Annotated in this window: 14 protein-coding genes; 6 read left to right on the top strand and 8 right to left on the bottom strand. The window is 73.3% G+C overall.

Features of this window, described 5'->3' with window-relative positions; all coding sequences use genetic code 11:
- Positions 1–2 precede the first annotated feature (2 nt).
- The gene (locus ACGFI1_RS35815; RefSeq protein WP_138633740.1) at positions 3–1,028 is read right to left on the bottom strand and encodes a glycoside hydrolase domain-containing protein; all 1,026 of its coding nucleotides are present in this window, start codon (positions 1,026–1,028) and stop codon (positions 3–5) included.
- Between the two features lie 234 nt (positions 1,029–1,262).
- Between ACGFI1_RS35815 and ACGFI1_RS35810 the strand changes: the two genes are divergently transcribed.
- Together ACGFI1_RS35810 and ACGFI1_RS35805 are read left to right on the top strand one after the other, a co-directional pair.
- Positions 1,263–2,309, top strand: a complete 1,047-nt coding sequence (locus ACGFI1_RS35810; protein ID WP_392791806.1) for a CARDB domain-containing protein — start codon at positions 1,263–1,265, stop codon at positions 2,307–2,309.
- A 60-nt stretch (positions 2,310–2,369) separates the two neighbouring features.
- Positions 2,370–3,296: an LLM class F420-dependent oxidoreductase gene (locus ACGFI1_RS35805; RefSeq protein WP_392791803.1), complete on the top strand. Its 927-nt coding sequence runs from the start codon at positions 2,370–2,372 to the stop codon at positions 3,294–3,296.
- Positions 3,297–3,354: 58 nt separating this feature from the next.
- On the opposite strand, the gene ACGFI1_RS35800 is transcribed toward ACGFI1_RS35805, so the two are convergent.
- Entirely contained in the window at positions 3,355–5,061 is a 1,707-nt protein-coding gene (locus tag ACGFI1_RS35800) for an MFS transporter (RefSeq protein WP_392791801.1), read from the bottom strand.
- 170 nt (positions 5,062–5,231) lie between these two features.
- On the opposite strand from ACGFI1_RS35800, the gene ACGFI1_RS35795 reads away from it, so the two are divergent.
- Entirely contained in the window at positions 5,232–5,966 is a 735-nt protein-coding gene (locus ACGFI1_RS35795; protein WP_138633751.1) for a TetR/AcrR family transcriptional regulator C-terminal domain-containing protein, read from the top strand.
- On the opposite strand, the gene ACGFI1_RS35790 is transcribed toward ACGFI1_RS35795, so the two are convergent.
- Complete coding sequence (locus ACGFI1_RS35790) at positions 5,963–6,790, bottom strand: TIGR02452 family protein (RefSeq protein WP_386871338.1); 828 nt, start codon at positions 6,788–6,790, stop codon at positions 5,963–5,965. The two genes, ACGFI1_RS35795 and ACGFI1_RS35790, sit on opposite strands and share 4 nt — an antisense overlap.
- 65 nt (positions 6,791–6,855) lie before the next feature.
- Here ACGFI1_RS35790 and ACGFI1_RS35785 point away from each other — a divergent pair, with 65 nt between their 5' ends.
- Both ACGFI1_RS35785 and ACGFI1_RS35780 read left to right on the top strand, forming a co-directional pair.
- Complete coding sequence (locus ACGFI1_RS35785) at positions 6,856–8,352, top strand: 3' terminal RNA ribose 2'-O-methyltransferase Hen1 (protein ID WP_392791797.1); 1,497 nt, start codon at positions 6,856–6,858, stop codon at positions 8,350–8,352.
- Positions 8,349–10,895 (top strand): polynucleotide kinase-phosphatase, encoded by a 2,547-nt coding sequence (locus ACGFI1_RS35780; RefSeq protein ID WP_392791795.1) that lies wholly within the window; start codon positions 8,349–8,351, stop codon positions 10,893–10,895. The genes ACGFI1_RS35785 and ACGFI1_RS35780 overlap by 4 nt, the downstream gene beginning before the upstream one ends.
- Before the next feature lie 79 nt (positions 10,896–10,974).
- On the opposite strand, the gene ACGFI1_RS35775 is transcribed toward ACGFI1_RS35780, so the two are convergent.
- The 4 genes from ACGFI1_RS35775 to ACGFI1_RS35760 all read right to left on the bottom strand — a co-directional run bounded on the left by ACGFI1_RS35775 (position 10,975) and on the right by ACGFI1_RS35760 (position 14,497).
- Positions 10,975–11,241, bottom strand: coding sequence for a TFIIB-type zinc ribbon-containing protein (locus tag ACGFI1_RS35775; protein WP_138633763.1), 267 nt, complete (start codon positions 11,239–11,241; stop codon positions 10,975–10,977).
- A gap of 67 nt (positions 11,242–11,308) precedes the next feature.
- Entirely contained in the window at positions 11,309–12,220 is a 912-nt protein-coding gene (locus tag ACGFI1_RS35770; RefSeq protein ID WP_392791793.1) for a phosphotransferase family protein, read from the bottom strand.
- Between the two features lie 8 nt (positions 12,221–12,228).
- The gene (locus tag ACGFI1_RS35765) at positions 12,229–13,938 is read right to left on the bottom strand and encodes an AMP-binding protein (RefSeq protein ID WP_240807161.1); all 1,710 of its coding nucleotides are present in this window, start codon (positions 13,936–13,938) and stop codon (positions 12,229–12,231) included.
- A 67-nt stretch (positions 13,939–14,005) separates the two neighbouring features.
- A complete protein-coding gene (locus ACGFI1_RS35760; protein WP_138633769.1) occupies positions 14,006–14,497 on the bottom strand; it encodes an Lrp/AsnC family transcriptional regulator in 492 nt (163 codons plus the stop codon).
- Between the two features lie 105 nt (positions 14,498–14,602).
- Here ACGFI1_RS35760 and ACGFI1_RS35755 point away from each other — a divergent pair, with 105 nt between their 5' ends.
- Complete coding sequence (locus tag ACGFI1_RS35755) at positions 14,603–15,751, top strand: MFS transporter (protein ID WP_392791791.1); 1,149 nt, start codon at positions 14,603–14,605, stop codon at positions 15,749–15,751.
- 1 nt (position 15,752) lies between these two features.
- Here the strand turns inward: ACGFI1_RS35755 and ACGFI1_RS35750 are convergent, their stop codons facing one another.
- A complete protein-coding gene (locus ACGFI1_RS35750; RefSeq protein WP_392791789.1) occupies positions 15,753–15,893 on the bottom strand; it encodes a hypothetical protein in 141 nt (46 codons plus the stop codon).
- Positions 15,894–16,050 lie beyond the last annotated feature (157 nt).

Here is a 16,050-nt window from a genome sequence, read left to right as displayed (position 1 = left end):
GGTCACCGCCAGAAGAGGACCTTCGCGGTGCCGCTCTGGAGGGTCGCCGGGGCGGCGCCGTGCTGGACGATCTGCACGCGCACCCGGTGCCCCGCGCCGACGACGTCGGCGGAGACGCCATAGAGCACGTAGGTCGTGTCGCCCGCGGAGACGAAGTCCTGGACGGGCCCGGCCTCGTACTTGCCCGTGTCCGCTGACTCGACCTCGATGGCGCGGGCCTGCAGGAGGGTGCCCGCGGGGACGCCCTGCACGGTCGCGGCGACGGACAGGCTGTACCGGGCGGAGCCGTTCAGCAGGTCCGCGCCGCCCTTGTCGGCGTGCTGGTGCTCGGAGTCGGAGTACTCGTGGGCCCAGGTGACGGTCGTCCACTGGCCGGGCGGGAGCGGCTGGCCCGCCCCGGCGCCCGCGGACACGTAGTCGGGGACGTCGCCGCCCGAGGGCGCGGCGCCGACGCGCCACTGCCCGTAGTCGCTCTTCACGGCGCGGTCGTAGTCGACGCCCACACCGTTGATCTTGTGGTCGTTGGAGTACTGCTGGAGCTGCGCGCGGGCGTCCCAGCGGCCGCCGGACCAGGCGTACGTCTGCCAGCCGTAGGTGATCTTCCCCGCGTCGAAGGCGCGCTTCATCGGGCCGTAGCCGGCGTAGAGGCCGACGCGGTCGCGGCCGATGACGCTCGCGGCGCCGTCCAGGTAGGCGTTGATCTCGTCCTGCTGGGAGGCGGAGGCGTCCCAGTCGGCGGCGAAGTAGATGGGGCGGCCGTCCGGCATGCCGCAGGCCCTCGCCTGCGCGGCGGCGTCCCTGGCGTCCGCGGCGCCGGCGGAGCGTCCGTCCAGGGCGCGCTTGGCGCTGGTCTCCCAGACGACCACCAGCCAGATACCGGCCCCGGACAGGTCGTCGGCCTCGGCGCGGGTGAGGTTCTTCCCGCTCGTGTCGTGCGACAGGTAGCGGCACGCGAACTTCGCCCCGGCCCGCTTCAGCGCGGCGGTGCCGGGGCGTCCCCACGCGTAGTCGACGCCGAAGACAGCCATGTCAACTCCATGGGTCGGGGAGTCGGTCCCGGCCGATTCAACAACGTGCGCGCGAAGATCGCAGCACTTTGGGCAGGTTCGCAGCTCAGCGGGCATGCGGTGCTGGCCTTGCGGACAGCACCCGGCGCACGGGGCCCGGAGGCGACACGCCGCCACGGCGCTAGGCGGCCGGTGCGCGGCTCGCTAGAACGGGACGTGTCCGCAACGAATCCGCAGGCCACGGGGGGTCTCAACATGGTCTGGACACTGAAGGGGCGAGGGCTGGCGCTGCTGGCCGCCGCGCCGTTGCTGGCGGCGGTGCCGGCGGTGGCGCACGCCGACGGGCCCGGCCCGAACGGGCACAAGGGGGACAAGGGGAGCGCCTCCAAACCGGCTCCCAAGCACAAGCACAAGCAGAAGACTCCCAAGCACAAGACTCCCAAGCACAGAGCTCCCGAGCACAAGGCTCCCAAGCACAAGGCCAAGGACAAGGCTCCCAAGCACGAGCACAAGGCCCCTAGGAACAAGCCCAAGGCTGCCAAGCCCAAGGCGCATGCCTCGGTGAAGAAGCCCCAGGCGCACGGGGTGGCGCTCCGCATGAAGAGCCCGCAGCAGTCCGTCGTGCCGGGACGCACCTACACGTGGACGTTCACGGTGGCCGCCAGGGGCAAGGGCGAGCAGGGGAAGGCGGCGTTCAAGACGACGCTGCCGAAGTCGCTGGAGTACGTGTCCGGGGAGAAGCACTGCAAGGCCGCCGGGCAGAAGGTCTTCTGCCGTCTCGGCACCCTGAAGAAGGGAGAGAAGGTCACCGGCGCGATCCGGGCGAAGGTCACCGGGCGCGCGAAGCCGGGGGAGACGATCAGGCCGCGCGGGACGGCGGTGTGGGGCCGCGACCGCGTCACGCACCGCTTCCCGGCCGTCCGCGTCGCGCGGACCGCCGACCTGGCGCTGGCGCAGAAGGCTCCGGCGACGGCCCGGGCGGGCGCGGAGATCCCGTACACGCTGCGGATCCGCAACCTCGGCCCGGCCGCGGCCGACAGTGTGACGCTGGAGTCGCGGGGCCCGATCAAGCTGGTGGACCGCGACACCGCCTGCGTTCCGCGCGGCGCGTCCTACCTGTGCGCGGTCGGCGGGCTCCAGGCCGGTGAGGCGCGGACGCTGCGCTTCACCGCGGTGCCGCGCGGGAACGTGCGGGCGGGGACGGTGCTGACGGCGTCCTGGCGGGCGAGCTCGCCGGTCCCCGACACCGACCGGGCGAACAACGCCGCCGTCGTCCGGACGAAGATCACCAAGTCGCGCTGACGGCCGGCGGCACGGCGCCCGGTGGCGCGACCACGGGCGGACGGGTACCAGGATGGAGTCATGCGTCTTCGGATCTTCACTGAGCCCCAGCAGGGGGCGAGCTATGACACGCAGCTGGCGGTCGCCAAGGCGGCCGAGGACCTCGGCTTCGACGCGTTCTTCCGGTCCGACCACTTCGTCAAGATGGGCGACGTCACCGGCGAGCCGGGCCCGACCGACTCGTGGGTCACGCTGGGCGCGCTGGCCCGCGAGACGAGCCGGATCCGGCTCGGCACGCTGGTGACGGCGGCGACGTTCCGGTACCCGGGGCCGCTCGCGATCGCGGTCGCGCAGGTCGACCAGATGAGCGGCGGGCGGGTCGACCTCGGGCTCGGCACGGGCTGGTTCGACCAGGAGCACACCGCCTACGGCATCCCGTTCCCGAGCCTGGGGGAGCGGTTCGAGCGGCTGGAGGAGCAGCTCGAGATCCTCGCCGGGCTGTGGGGGACGCCCGCCGGCGAGACGTTCTCGTTCAGCGGGAGCCACTACACGCTGACCGATTCGCCGGCGCTGCCGAAGCCGGTGCGGGCGGGCGGCCCGCCGATCATCATCGGCGGGTTCGGGGCGAAGCGGACGCCGCGGCTCGCGGCCCGCTACGCCGACGAGTACAACGTCCCGTTCCACCAGGTGCAGGACACCGGGGAGGCGTTCGGCCGGGTCCGCGCGGCGTGCGCCGAGTCGGGCCGGACGAAGCCGATGGTCTACTCCGCCGCGCAGGTCGTCTGCTGCGGCCGGGACGAGGCCGAGGTGAAGCGCCGCGCCGACGCCATCGGGCGGGAGGTGTCCGAGCTGCGCGACAACGGCCTGGCCGGGACGCCCGGCGAGCTGGTCGACAAGATCGGCCGGTTCGCGGAGCTGGGCGCGGAGCGCCTCTACCTGCAGGTCCTCGACATGCACGACCTGGACCACCTGGAGCTGCTGGCCGCGGAGGTCATGAGCAAGGTGTGACACGCCCGAAGGCCCGCGGCGGGGGGACGTCCCCCGGCCGCGGGCCTTTTCGTTCGCGTCAGGCGATCTCCTCCTCCGGCCGGGCGTGCATCGGCAGCAGGAACGTCGCCAGGAAGGTGAGGCCGAGCATTCCGACCTCGACCCACAGCGTGATCTTCATGGCGTCGCTGAAGCCCGTCTTGGCCGAGTGCTCGCCGGCCAGCGCGACCGCCTTCCGCACGGCGGGCGCCGACTGCGGCGCGGCGGCGATCGCGGCCCCGACGTCGCCCTCCAGCCGGCGGCAGGACGCGGGGACGGCGGCGGAGTCCTTGGCGGTGGCGCGGTCGTGGCCGCAGTCGCGCAGCCCGGCCACGACCCGGTCCCGCACCGGGGCCGGGACGGACGCGGCGGCGAGGTCGCGGCGCAGCGCGGCCGCGCCGTCGTCGGCGGCGCCCGCCACGTGCCCGCCGAGCAGGCCGAAGAACACCGTGCCGAGGACGGCGGCGCCGAGCGCGCTGCCGAGCTGCTGGACGGCGGTGAGCGTGCCGCCCGCCGAGCCGGTCTCCTCGGGCTCGACGCCGGCGAGGACGGTGTCGAAGAACGGCGCCATCAGCATGCCCATGCCGAGGCCGGTCACGGTCAGGGCGGGGACGAGCTGCCAGGGCGTGACGTCGATTCCCGCGACCTGGAGCGTGGCGTAGGTCGCGGCGATGCCGCCGGCCATGATGACGGTGCCCGCGTGGATGACCGTCCGGCCGAAGCGCTGCACGGCCTGCGCGACGCCAAACCCGATGATGATGCCGGCCGACCAGGGGATCTGGGCGAGGCCGGCCTTGAGGGGGGAGTACCCGAGGCCCATCTGGAAGAACAGCGCGAGCACCAGGCCGAGGCCCGCCATTCCGGAGAAGAACACCAGGCCGACGACCAGGCCGCCGGTGAAGCCGCGCTTGCGGAACAGGCTCGGCACGATCAGCGGGTCGCCGCCGCCGCGCTGCTTGCGGGACTCGTACCAGGCGAACAGGCCCCAGACGAGCAGGGAGGCGCCCATCATCAGGAACGTCCAGAGCGGCCAGTCGTGCTCGCGGCCCTGGACGATCGGGTAGACGAGCAGGCCGGCGGCGACGGAGGCCAGGAGGGCGCCGGGGAGGTCGAGCCGGGACGCGTGCTCGGCGCGCCCCTCGGGCAGGAACTTCAGCCCGGCCAGCACGGCGGCGATGCCGAGCGGCAGGTTGATCAGGAAGATCATGCGCCAGCCGGTGCCGAAGAAGTCGGCGTCGATCAGCCAGCCGGCCAGCACCGGGCCGCCGACCGAGGACAGCCCCATCACCGGGCCGAACAGCCCGAACGCGGCGCCCATCTCCTTGGCGGAGAACATCTGCTTGATCATGCCGATGCCCTGCGGCAGCATCATCGCGCCGAACAGGCCCTGCACGACGCGGGCGCCGACCAGCATCCCGGGGGAGACGGCCACGCCGCACAGCAGCGAGCCGACCGTGAAGCCGGCGGCGCCGAGGAGGAACATCCGCTTGCGGCCGTAGAGGTCGCCGAGGCGGCCGCCGGTGATGAGGCCGACCGCCATGGCCAGGGTGTAGCCGGCGGCGAGCCATTGGATGGTGGCGGCGGATCCGCCCAGCTCGGCGCGGATCGTGGGCGCCGCGATGTTGGTGATCAGCGCGTCCAGCATGTCCATGACCTCGCCGGCGAGGATCACGAACAGGGCGACCCAGCGCCAGCGGTAGCCGGCCTCCGCGGTGCCCTTGGCGGTGGGCGTCAGTGTCTGCGTCATGGTCGTCTCCAGGGGAGGGAACAGCGTTCGTGGCGCGAACACTGTTCTATGGAAGGAACGGCGTTCGTGTCAAGTACGATGTTCGGGTAGTCGATTTTCTCTCGCCAAGAGAGAAGATATATCGCGTATCGCGATTGTCAAGATGTATCGCGAGATTGGGAGGTCGCGACGTGCCCACTGCAGCGCTGCCGACGCCGCCCGGCCGCAGGCCCCGCAAGACCGGGCCGCCGCGCCGGCCGCTCACCCAGGAGGCCGTCGTCGAGACGGCGATCCGCGTGCTGGACGCGGAGGGGCTGGAGGCGGTCACCATGCGCCGCGTCGCGCAGGAGCTGGGCACCGGGCCCGCGTCCCTCTACGCCCACGTCACCGGCAAGGAGGAGCTGCGCGAGCTGATGCTCGACCGGGTCGCCGCCGAGATCCGGCTGCCCGTCCCCGACCCGGCGCGCTGGCAGGAGCAGCTCAAGGAACTGGCGCGCGAGATCCGCCGCGTCTACACCTCGCACCGCGACATCGCGATGGTCTCGATGGGGCTCATCCCCACCGGCCCCCACCTGCTGGACGTCGCCGAGGCGCAGATCGCCCTCATGCTGGCCGGCGGGGTCCCGCGGGAGATCGCGGGGATCGCCGTCGACACCCTCGGCATGTTCCTCGACGCCGACGCCATCGAGGACACGGTCTACGTGGCGCGGACCCCTGAGGGCCAGAACCCCTGGGAGCACCTGCAGGCGTACCTCAAGCAGGTCCAGGAGTACTTCGCCGCCCTGCCGCCCGAGCGCTACCCCAACCTCGTCGGCATGGTGGACGAGCTCACCGGGGAGAGCGGCGACGGGCGGTTCGAGTTCGGGCTGGACCTCCTCGTCCGGGGCATCGCGTCCTACGCCGAGGGCGAGGAGCGCCCCGGCTAGGCGAAGACCCGCTCGAACGCGACCTGCCGCGGGGAGCCCGCGGCGGTGTCCCACACCGCGAAGACGACGTGCTCGAACCGCCCGGCGAACTCGCCGCCGGGGCGCAGCGGCCCGGCGAACGCCTCGGCGACCTCGGCCGGGTCGTTGCGGAACACGCCGCAGCCCCACGCGCCGAGGACCAGCCGCGCGTGCCCGCGCGCGAGCGCCAGGGCGAGCACCTTGCGGGCCCGCAGCCGGAGGACGGCCGGGATCCGCGCGGCCGCGGCGCCGTCCCGGATCGCGCCGCGGTTCGGGGCCGGGGACGTCACGAACGCGATGCCGTACGGCTCGTCGAGCAGCCGCCCGGCGTCGTCCCGGAACACCGGCACGCCCGGCGAGTAGATCATGTGGTCGCTGTAGAGGAGGTCGCGCTGCTCGCGGTGGAAGTCGTAGAACTCCCTGGCCGACAGCAGCGACCTGTAGAGGCCGGACGAGCGCGCCAGCCCCTCCTCCTGGGCGTGCGCCCCGTTGAGGAAGCCGCCGCCCGGGTTCTTCGCGGACGCGAAGTTGAGCGCGAGCGGGTCCGTGTCCCCGCCGCACAGCCGGCGGGCGGCGGCGAGCGTCGTCTCGCCGGTCACCTCGATCCGCGTTTCCGCGAACCCGGCGCCGGGCAGGCGCCCGAGGAGCGCGTCCAGTTCGTCGGGGCGGTAGAGGACGGTGCCCTCGACGGCGCGGGAGAGGCCGTCCGCGATCGAGATCGTGCGGCCGGAGGGTGCCGTGTAGTCGCCGCGTTCGAGGATGGCCACGGTCTCCTGCGCGGTCATCCGGCGGGGATGTCTGCTCATATCGCGCCGCATTCTTCCGGAAAAAGGAATGCGAATCATCAGGTTATGTCCGCCACACTGGGCGCGTGCTTCTGACGATCACCACGACCATGGACCAGGCGACCGACCTGGGATTCCTGCTGCACAAGCATCCCGAGCGCGTGCAGCGCTTCGAGCAGTCCTTCGGCACGGCGCACGTCTTCTACCCCGACGCCGGCGAACGGCGCTGCACGGCGGCGCTGCTGCTGGACGTCGACCCGGTCAAGCTCGTGCGGACGCGCGGCAGAGGCACGCCGGACTTCTCCCTCGGCCAGTACGTGAACGACCGCCCCTACGCGGCGTCGTCGCTGCTCGCGTCCGCCATGGCCGGCGTCTTCCGCACCGCGATGCGCGGCCGGTGCGACGCCCGTCCGGACCTGGCGGGGTCGCCGATCCCGCTGGAGGTCGTCCTGCCGGCCCTGCCGTGCCGGGGCGGGCCGGAGCAGGCCGAGCGGTTCTTCGCGCCGCTGGGCTGGGACGTGTCGGCGGTGCCCGTCCCGCTCGACCCGGAGTTCGCCGAGTGGGGCGACTCCCGGTACGTGACGCTCACGCTGACCGGGACGCTGCGGCTCGCGGACGCGCTCAACCAGCTGTACGTGCTGCTGCCCGTCCTGGACGACGCCAAGCACTACTGGCTCGCGCCCGACGAGGTCGACAAGCTCATCCGGGCGGGGGAGGGCTGGCTCGCCGCGCACCCCGACCGCGGCGCCATCACCCGCCGCTACCTGGCGAACCGGCGCGCGCTCGTCCGCACCGCGCTGGGCCGCCTCGCCGACGCCGAGGACGCCGCCGACGAGGAGCTCGACCCCGTGCACGTCGAAGAGGAGCAGGCGCCGGAGGCGGAGCAGGGCCCCGATGCGGAGCAGGAGTCCGGGGCGGAGCAGGCGCCCGGGGCGGAGCAGGCGTCCGGGGCGGAGGACGAGAAGACCGTCTCGCTCGCGGAGCGGCGCCTCCAGGCGGTCGTGAAGGCGCTGCGCGACGAGAACGCCCGGCGCGTCATCGACCTCGGCTGCGGCTCGGGGAAGCTGCTGGCGCTGCTCGCCAGGGACGACTTCTTCGGCGAGATCGCCGGGACGGACGTCTCGCACCGCGCGCTGAGCCACGCCTGGCGGCGGCTGCGCTGGGACGACCGGTCGCGCCCGCACCGCGGCGACCGGGCCGGCCGCGTCCGGGACGTCTTCCAGGGCGCGCTCACCTACGCCGACGAGCGGTTCGCCGGCTACGAGGCGGCGGTGCTGATGGAGGTCATCGAGCACGTCGACCCGCCGCGGCTCGGCGCCGTCGAGCGGGTGGTGTTCGGGCACGCCGCGCCCCGCGTGGTCGTCGTCACGACCCCGAACGCCGAGTACAACGTCCGCTACGAGGGGCTCGCGCCGGGCGCGATGCGCCACTCCGACCACCGCTTCGAATGGACGCGGGCCGAGTTCCGCGCCTGGGCGGACCGGGTCGCCGCCGCGCACGGCTACCGCGTCCGCCACGTGCCCGTCGGCGACGACGACCCCGAGGTCGGCGCGCCCACCCAGATGGGGGTCTTCACCCGATGACCGAGATCAAGGTCCCGGAGGCGGGGCTCGTCGTGCTGGTCGGCGTGACCGGGTCCGGCAAGTCCCACTTCGCGCGCAAGCACTTCGCCCCGACGCAGGTGGTGTCGTCCGACTTCTGCCGCGGCGTCGTGTCGGACGACGAGAACGACCAGTCCGCGAGCGGCGACGCGTTCGACCTGCTCCACTACATCGTGGCCAAGCGGCTGCGGTGCGGGCTGCTGACCGTGGTGGACGCGACGAACGTGCAGACCAGGGCCCGCGAGGCGCTGCTGCGGATCGCCAAGGACCACGACGTCCTGTCGGTCGCGATCGTGTTGGACGTGCCGGAGAGCCTCGCCGCGGAGCGGAACGCGACGCGGCCCGACCGGGACCTGCCGCCGCACGTGATCCCGCGCCAGCGCCGCGAGCTGCGGCGCGGCATGCGTGACCTGGCCCGCGCGTTCCGCCGGTACTACGTGCTGACGGGCGCGGAGGAGATCGACGCCGCGACGATCGTCCGCGAGAAGGCGTGGAACGACAGGCGGGAGCTGACCGGCCCGTTCGACATCGTCGGCGACGTGCACGGCTGCCGCGCGGAGCTGGAGGACCTCCTCACCGGCCTCGGCTACGAGATCGAGCGGGACGCGCGGGGGCGGGCCGTCGGCGCGAACCACCCCGGCGGGCGCACCGCCGTGTTCGTCGGCGACCTCGTCGACCGCGGGCCCGACTCGCCGGGCGTGCTGCGCCTGGTCATGGGCATGGTCGCCGCCGGCGACGCGCTGTGCGTCTCGGGCAACCACGAGGCGAAGCTCGTCCGTGCCCTGCGCGGACGCAAGGTGCGGGTGGCGCACGGCCTGGAGAACTCCCTGGAGCAGTTCGCCGCCGAGGACGACGACTTCCGCGACGGCGCGCTGGAGTTCATGGACGGACTCATCAGCCACTACATGCTGGACGGCGGCCGCCTGGTCGTGGCCCACGCCGGGCTCAAGGAGGCTTACCACGGACGGGCGTCCGGACGGGTCCGGTCGTTCGCGCTCTACGGCGACACCACGGGGGAGACCGACGAGTACGGGCTGCCCGTCCGGTACCCGTGGGCGCGCGACTACCGGGGCAAGGCCATGGTCGTGTACGGGCACACGCCCGTCCCCGAGGCGGAGTGGGTCAACAACACCATCTGCCTGGACACCGGTGCCGTGTTCGGCGGGAAGCTGACCGCGCTGCGCTATCCGGAGCGTGAGCTGGCGTCGGTTCCGGCCCGGCAGGTCTGGTACGAGCCGACGCGTCCGCTGGAGGCCCCGGCCGCGGGCGGTTCGCGGGAGAACGACGTCCTGAACATCGGCGACGTCCTCGGCAACGGCGGGGTGGAGACCCGCCTCATGGGCCGCGTCGCCGTCCGCGAGGAGAACGCGATGGCCGCGCTGGAGGTGATGAGCCGGTTCGCGGTGGACCCGCGCTGGCTCGTCTACCTGCCGCCCACCATGGCGCCCGCCGAGACCTCGGCGCTGCCCGGACACCTGGAGCACCCGGCCGAGGCCCTCGCCGCCTACCGGGACAAGGGCGTCGCCCGGGTCGTGTGCGAGGAGAAGCACATGGGCTCGCGCGCCGTGGCCGTCGTCTGCCGCGACGCCGCCGTGGCCGCCGAGCGCTTCGGCGTGGCGGACGGGACGACCGGCGCCGTCTACACCCGTACCGGGCGCTCGTTCTTCCGCGACCCGTCCCGCACGTCCGAGGTGCTGGACCGGCTGCGCGCCGCGATCGGCGCCGCCGGGCTCTGGGACGAGCTGGACACCGGATGGCTCGTCATCGACGGCGAGCTGCTGCCGTGGTCGGCGAAGGCCATGGAGCTCATCCGCACGCAGTACGCGGCGACCGGTGCGGCGGCCCGCGCGGCCCTGCCGATGGCAGCCGACGCTCTCGCGCGCGCGGAGGCACGCGGGCTCGACCTCGATGGTCTCCGCGAGCACATCGACCGGCGCGCCGCCAACGCGTCCCGCTTCAGGGACGCCTACGCGCGGTACTGCTGGACGGTGGACGGCCTGGACGGGCTGCAGTTCGCGCCGTTCCAGATCCTCGCGGGAGAAGGCCGCTCCTGGGCGGACGCACGCGACCACGAATGGCACATGGCCGTGGCGGAAAGGCTCGCGGAAGGCGACGCGACCGGGCTCATCAAGCGGACGGCCTCGGTGACAGTGGACCTGGAGTCGCCGGAGTCGGAGACCGCCGTCACCGAATGGTGGGAGAAGCTCACCGCCTCCGGCGGCGAGGGCATGGTCGTCAAGCCGCTGGGCCCGGTCCCGGACGGCGCGAAGATCCAGCCCGGCGTCAAGTGCCGGGGGCCGGAGTACCTGCGGATCATCTACGGGCCCGACTACCGCGAGCCGGCGAACCTCGACCGGCTGCGCCGCCGGTCGCTCGGCCGGAAGCGGTCGCTGGCGATGCGCGAGCACGCGCTCGGCACCGAGGCGCTCGCCCGGCTCGCCGCCGGGGAGCCGCTGTGGCGCGTCCACCAGGCGGTCTTCGCGGTGCTGGCACTGGAGTCCGAGCCCGTCGACCCGCGCCTGTAGACCCGCGCCTGTAGACCGGCTCCGGCCGTGGACGCGCGTACGGCCCGCCTCCGTGCAGGGGCGGGCCGTACGTGACGCGTCAGGTCGAGAACAGCATGTGGAAGACGCTGCCGTGGTGGGGGCGGTGGTGCCCGCCGTGGTGATGGTGGTGCACCGCCGGCGCGCCCCACCCCGGTGCCGCGGCGGCGGGCGGCGGCGGGGCCGCCCGGTACTGCGACTCCATCTGGCTCAGGGCCTCCAGCTCGCCGTAGTCGAGGAAGATGCCACGGCAGCTGTCACATTGCTCGATGTGGACGCCGCTGCGGGTGTAGGTCCGCATCACGCCACGACACTTAGGGCAGTGCATCGCCTTGTCGTCCTTCCGGTCTGGATCCCCAGGTAGAGGCTAAATGTAGGGCAGGTTTCGCGCCACGTCATGCCGCGTCCCCCGTCGCGGCCATTCTCACGCAGGCGTCGATCATCGCCTGCTCCGGCCCGTCCAGGGCTCGATCTTCCCTCCCCGCCGATATGACGCACGTGGCGGCAATCTGGATCGCAAGACTTCGGGCGGGTATGTCCAGGCTCGTCCACGGGTCGTCCTGGGCGGGGACTGCCGGGCCACCGGCCGCCCTGTACGCGCCTAGGAACAGCTCCCATTCGTCCGGGTGAAGGACGCCTGCGGCGTAGAGCGCGGCAGGGCGGGCGAGGTCCCATGCGGGGTCGCCTCTGCCCAGGTCCTCGATGTCGATGAGGCGCCAGTGGCCGTCCCGTGCGCGGACCATCTGGCCCAGGTGCCAGTCCCCGTGGATGAGGCGCTCCGTCCGCGCCGGGGGCTCGTCCTCCTCGCCGCGTATCCAGGCGGGAAGGGTGGCGAACGCGCGCCTCACCGCGTCCTCGGCGGAGCCTTCGCCCAACCGCGAGACGAGGCGGGCCACACGGGTCGGACGCCCCCAAGACGGTGCTTCTGCCGGGACGCTCTCCGCGTGGAGCGCCGCCAGAAGGCGGGCCCCTTCCGCCCAGGGGAGTTCCCGGCTCGGGTCGACCGGGTCGCCGTACGCGGCGATCGTGACGGTCCGGCCGTCCACGGTTAGGGGCGCGCCCATCGGCCCTAGGAGAAGGCCAGGGAGCGTGGCCGCCAGCCGGATCCGCTCCAAGAACGGGGCGCCATGCTCGCGGTTGGCCTGGTGTGCCTTCACCGCGATGTCACCTACGCGCACCACGAGGACGCCGTGCCGGTCGTACAACGTCTCCGGGGGAGCGCTGTCCGATGGTGCGGCGGGGGCCGAAGCACGCCCGATCTCAACGAGCCGGGGGAAGAGCCCGGACTGGACGGTCTCGGTCTGCACCCGCCCAGTCAACCACTCTGCGCCTCACCGCTCTGCCCTTGCGCGGAGGCGGCGAACTCGTCCCGCAGCCGCTGCCGGACGACCTTTCCCAGCAGATTCCTGGGCAGTTCCGTACGCGGCAGGAACTCCGACGGCACTTTGTAGTGCGACAGATAGCGCTTGCAGTGCCGCCGCAGTTCGTCGGCCGAGAAAGGGTAGGCGGGGTGCTCCACCACGTGCGCGATGATGCGCTCCCCGCGCCGGGCGTCCGGCACGCCGACCACGGCGCAGTCGTAGACGGCGGGATGGCGGCGCAGCACCTTCTCCACCTCGGTCGGGAACACGGTGAAGCCGCTCACCTTCATCATGTCCCGCATGCGCTCCAGGATGGTGATGAAACCGTCCTCGTCCATCACGGCGATGTCACCGGTGCGCAGCCACCCCTTCGACAGGGTCTGCGCGGTCGCGAGCGGGGCGTTCCAGTAGCCGGCGAACACCTGCGGGCCGCGCACGACCAGCTCGCCGGGCTCGCCGGGCGGCAGCACCCGCGTCGGCTCGTCCTCGGCGACCACGACGGCGTCGGTCATCGGCAGCGGAAGCCCGACGGTCAGGTTGCGGGCGGTGCCGTCGAGGGGGTTGCCGGTGACGGCCGGGGACGCCTCCGTGAGCCCGTAGCAGTTGATCAGGCCGCGCGCGCCGGTCCGCTCCAGCCGGTCGATCGTGCTCTGCGCGAGCCCCATCGCGCCGGAGATGAAGATGCGCAGCGACCGCAGGTCCGACGGCCGGAACCGGGGGCTGTCGAGCACCTGCTCGTACAGCGTCGGCACGCCCGGGAAGATCGTCGGCCGGTACTTGCGGATGGCCCTCACGACCCGGTCGCCGTCGTAGCGCGGCAGCAGCACCACCGCGCCCGCCGTCATCACCGGCGCGACCAGGCAGCTCATCAGCCCGAACGAGTGGAACAGCGGCAGCACCGCCAGCGTCACGTCCGCGCCGGGGCGCCCGTCGAGGTCCCAGGCGTGCTGCTGGCAGGCGTTCGCGACGAGGTTGCGGTGCGTCAGCATCGCGCCCTTCGGCCGGCCCTCCGTCCCGCCGGTGTACTGGATCGCCGCCAGGTGCCGCGCCGGCTCCAGCGGCAGCTGCCGCACGTGCCGCCGCGGCGGCCGCTGCAGCTCCCGGAACGGGACGACGCCCGGATCGTCCGGCACGTCCGCCGTGATGGCCGCGCGCCGCCGCTGCGCCTGCACCAGCGGCAGCCGCAGCGCGAGCCGCCGGGACGCGGGCAGGTAGTCGACGAGCGACGTCACGACGATGTGGTCGAGCCGCAGCCGGGACCGCACGGCCCGCACCGTCGCGAAGGACCGGTCCAGCACGACGGCGACCCGCGCGCCGCAGTCGGCGAGCTGCCGGAGCATCTCCTCCTCGGTGTAGAGCGGGTTGTGCTGGACGGCGATGGCGCCGCGCCGCAGCACCCCGTAGAACGCGATGACCATCTGCGGGCAGTTCGGCAGGATCAGCGCGACCCGGTCGCCGGGCTGCACGCCGAGCCGGTGCAGGCCGTCGGCGAACCGGTCCGCCGCCTCGCGCAGCTCGCGGTAGCTGAGCCTCCGGCCGAAGAAGATCAGGGCGGGCTTGCGCGGGTACCGGTCCGCGGCATCGTCGAGGAGCCGTGTGACGGGGACGTCCGGGATGTCGAGATCACCGGGGACACCGGCCGGATACCTCCGTCGCCAGGGCATGGAACGCAGTGACGAGTGCCACATAGCGCACGATTCAACCATTTCTCCGGCGTCCGCGCGGGACGAGCTACCGGGTCCAGCCCTCGGACGCGGTGACCGTCCGGGCGCCCGGGACCGGCGGCTCGACGGCGCGCCCCTCGAAGGCGGTCGACAGCACGATGTGCGAGTTCATCTCGCCGTGCTCGCCGAGCCGCTCCAGCAGCCCCTCCAGATGCGCCATCGACCCGACCCGCACCTTCAGCATCGAGCACCAGCTGCCGCTCAGCTTGTGCACCTCGGTGACCTCCGGCAGGTCCTCCGCGGCGGTCGTCTTCAGCAGGCAGCGGCCGAGGGCGCAGCGCATCTGCACGAACGCCGTGAGCGGCTGCCCGACCCGCGCCGGGTCGACCCGCGCCCCGTACCCGGTGATCACCCCCGCCTCCTCCAGCCGCCGCACCCGCTCCGCGACCGCCGGGGCGGAGAGGTTGACGAGCCCCGCCAGCCGGTTGAACGACAGACGCCCGTCCCGCTGCAACTCGGCGAGGATGCGCCAGTCGGTCTGGTCCAGGTCCCGGTCCATGGGCAAAGTCCTTCCGCCGAAACTCCTCGCGAACGATAAGTCAAACGCGCAGATCACCAGTGATCGCCCATTCTCCCCGAAGATCGGCCTTCATAGCGTTAAGGGATGGCGAAACGCTCGGGAGCGATGGCGGCCCTCTGCTCAGGCACCGCCCTGATGAACGCGTCCATGGCCGTGGCGAGCGCGACGGGCACCCTCGTCGCCGGCGACCGGCTCGGCACCGGCTGGGGCGGCGTCCCCGGCACCGCCGGCATCGTCGGGACGGGCATCGGCGCGCTGCTGCTGACCCGGCTGACCCGCCGGCTGGGCCGCCGCGCCGCCTTCGTCCTCGGCTACGCGGCCGCGGCCGCCGGCGCCTGCCTGGCCGCCGCCGCGGTCGCGGGCGGCGACATCGCCGGGCTGTGCGCCGGCATGCTGCTGCTCGGCCTCGGCAACGCGGGCGCCCAGCTGTCCCGCTACGCGGCCGCCGACCAGTACCCGGCCGGGCGGCGCGGCTTCGCCATCGGGCTCGTCGTGTGGTCGGCCGCCGCCGGCGCCGTCGGCGGCCCGCTGCTGCTCGACCCGTCCGGCGCCCTCGCCGGCGGCGCCGGGCTTCCCGCTCTGACCGGCCCGTTCCTCCTCGCCGTCCTCACCTGCGCGGTCGCCGCGGCCGCCGCGACCGGCACCCCGCGCGGACGGCCGGACGCCCTCGCCCCACCGGTGCCCGTCCGCAGGCTGATCCGGACCCCCGCCGCGCGGTCCGCGCTGACGGTGATGGTGACGGCGCAGGTCGTGATGGTCGCCGTCATGACCGCCGCCCCGCTCGACATGCACCTGCACGGCGACGGCCTCGACGCCGTCGGGATGACCCTGTCCGCCCACACACTCGGCATGTTCGCGCTCTCACCCGTGACGGGCCGCCTGTTCGACCGCTTCGGCGCCCGTCCCGTGATCGTCGGCGGGCTGCTCACCCTGGCGCTGTCCACCGCGCTCGCCGCCGTCGCGACCGGCTCCGTGGGACGTCCCCTGGCGCTGTTCCTGCTCGGCTACGGCTGGAACCTGTGCTTCGTCGGAGGCAGCGGCCGGCTCGCCCGCGACCTCCCCGAGGCGGACCGCCCGCACGTCGAGGGCGCCGTCGACGCCGCCGTCTGGACGATCGCCGCCGCCGCGAGCCTGGCGTCCACCGCCGTCCTGTCGGCCGGCGGCTACGCGGCGCTGGCCTGGGCGTCCTGCGCCGCCGCGCTGCTGATCACGCTCGTCCAGATACGGCGCTGACTCAGATGCGCCCTGTGCCGTGGCACACGTTGCAGCGCTCATGGGTGGCGGTGCTGGTCCCGGTCCCGTTGCAGCCGGGGCACGACCGCGTCGCCGGCTTGTTGTGCTTGCCCACGTCCACCACCTTCCCCCCGGCGCTCATCCTAGAGGTTCGGGCCCGCCGGACGCCGTCCCCCGCCCGGCAGTTCGGGGGGCGGCCCGCCGGCGGTTCACCCGGACGGCCGAGTGCCCGCCGTCCCCCGGCGCTTGTACGCTGTCCTCCACGAGCGCCGACCTCCCGACTTGGCGCACCGAGTAAG

Source organism: Actinomadura geliboluensis (genome assembly GCF_043197915.1).
Lineage (GTDB): Bacteria > Actinomycetota > Actinomycetes > Streptosporangiales > Streptosporangiaceae > Spirillospora > Spirillospora geliboluensis.
The sequence above is the reverse complement of the archived record's forward strand: the minus strand, read 5'-3'. Positions and strand labels throughout refer to the sequence as shown.

Bases quoted from the DNA above. Each gene is read 5' to 3' on its own strand.
- ACGFI1_RS35815 (WP_138633740.1), bottom strand. From the start codon at position 1,028: ATGGCTGTCTTCGGCGTCGACTACGCGTGGGGACGCCCCGGCACCGCC.
- ACGFI1_RS35810 (WP_392791806.1), top strand. From the start codon at position 1,263: ATGGTCTGGACACTGAAGGGGCGAGGGCTGGCGCTGCTGGCCGCCGCG.
- ACGFI1_RS35805 (WP_392791803.1), top strand. From the start codon at position 2,370: ATGCGTCTTCGGATCTTCACTGAGCCCCAGCAGGGGGCGAGCTATGAC.
- ACGFI1_RS35800 (WP_392791801.1), bottom strand. From the start codon at position 5,061: ATGACGCAGACACTGACGCCCACCGCCAAGGGCACCGCGGAGGCCGGC.
- ACGFI1_RS35790 (WP_386871338.1), bottom strand. From the start codon at position 6,790: ATGAGCAGACATCCCCGCCGGATGACCGCGCAGGAGACCGTGGCCATC.
- ACGFI1_RS35780 (WP_392791795.1), top strand. From the start codon at position 8,349: ATGACCGAGATCAAGGTCCCGGAGGCGGGGCTCGTCGTGCTGGTCGGC.
- ACGFI1_RS35775 (WP_138633763.1), bottom strand. From the start codon at position 11,241: ATGCACTGCCCTAAGTGTCGTGGCGTGATGCGGACCTACACCCGCAGC.
- ACGFI1_RS35765 (WP_240807161.1), bottom strand. From the start codon at position 13,938: ATGCCCTGGCGACGGAGGTATCCGGCCGGTGTCCCCGGTGATCTCGAC.
- ACGFI1_RS35760 (WP_138633769.1), bottom strand. From the start codon at position 14,497: ATGGACCGGGACCTGGACCAGACCGACTGGCGCATCCTCGCCGAGTTG.
- ACGFI1_RS35755 (WP_392791791.1), top strand. From the start codon at position 14,603: ATGGCGAAACGCTCGGGAGCGATGGCGGCCCTCTGCTCAGGCACCGCC.
- ACGFI1_RS35750 (WP_392791789.1), bottom strand. From the start codon at position 15,893: ATGAGCGCCGGGGGGAAGGTGGTGGACGTGGGCAAGCACAACAAGCCG.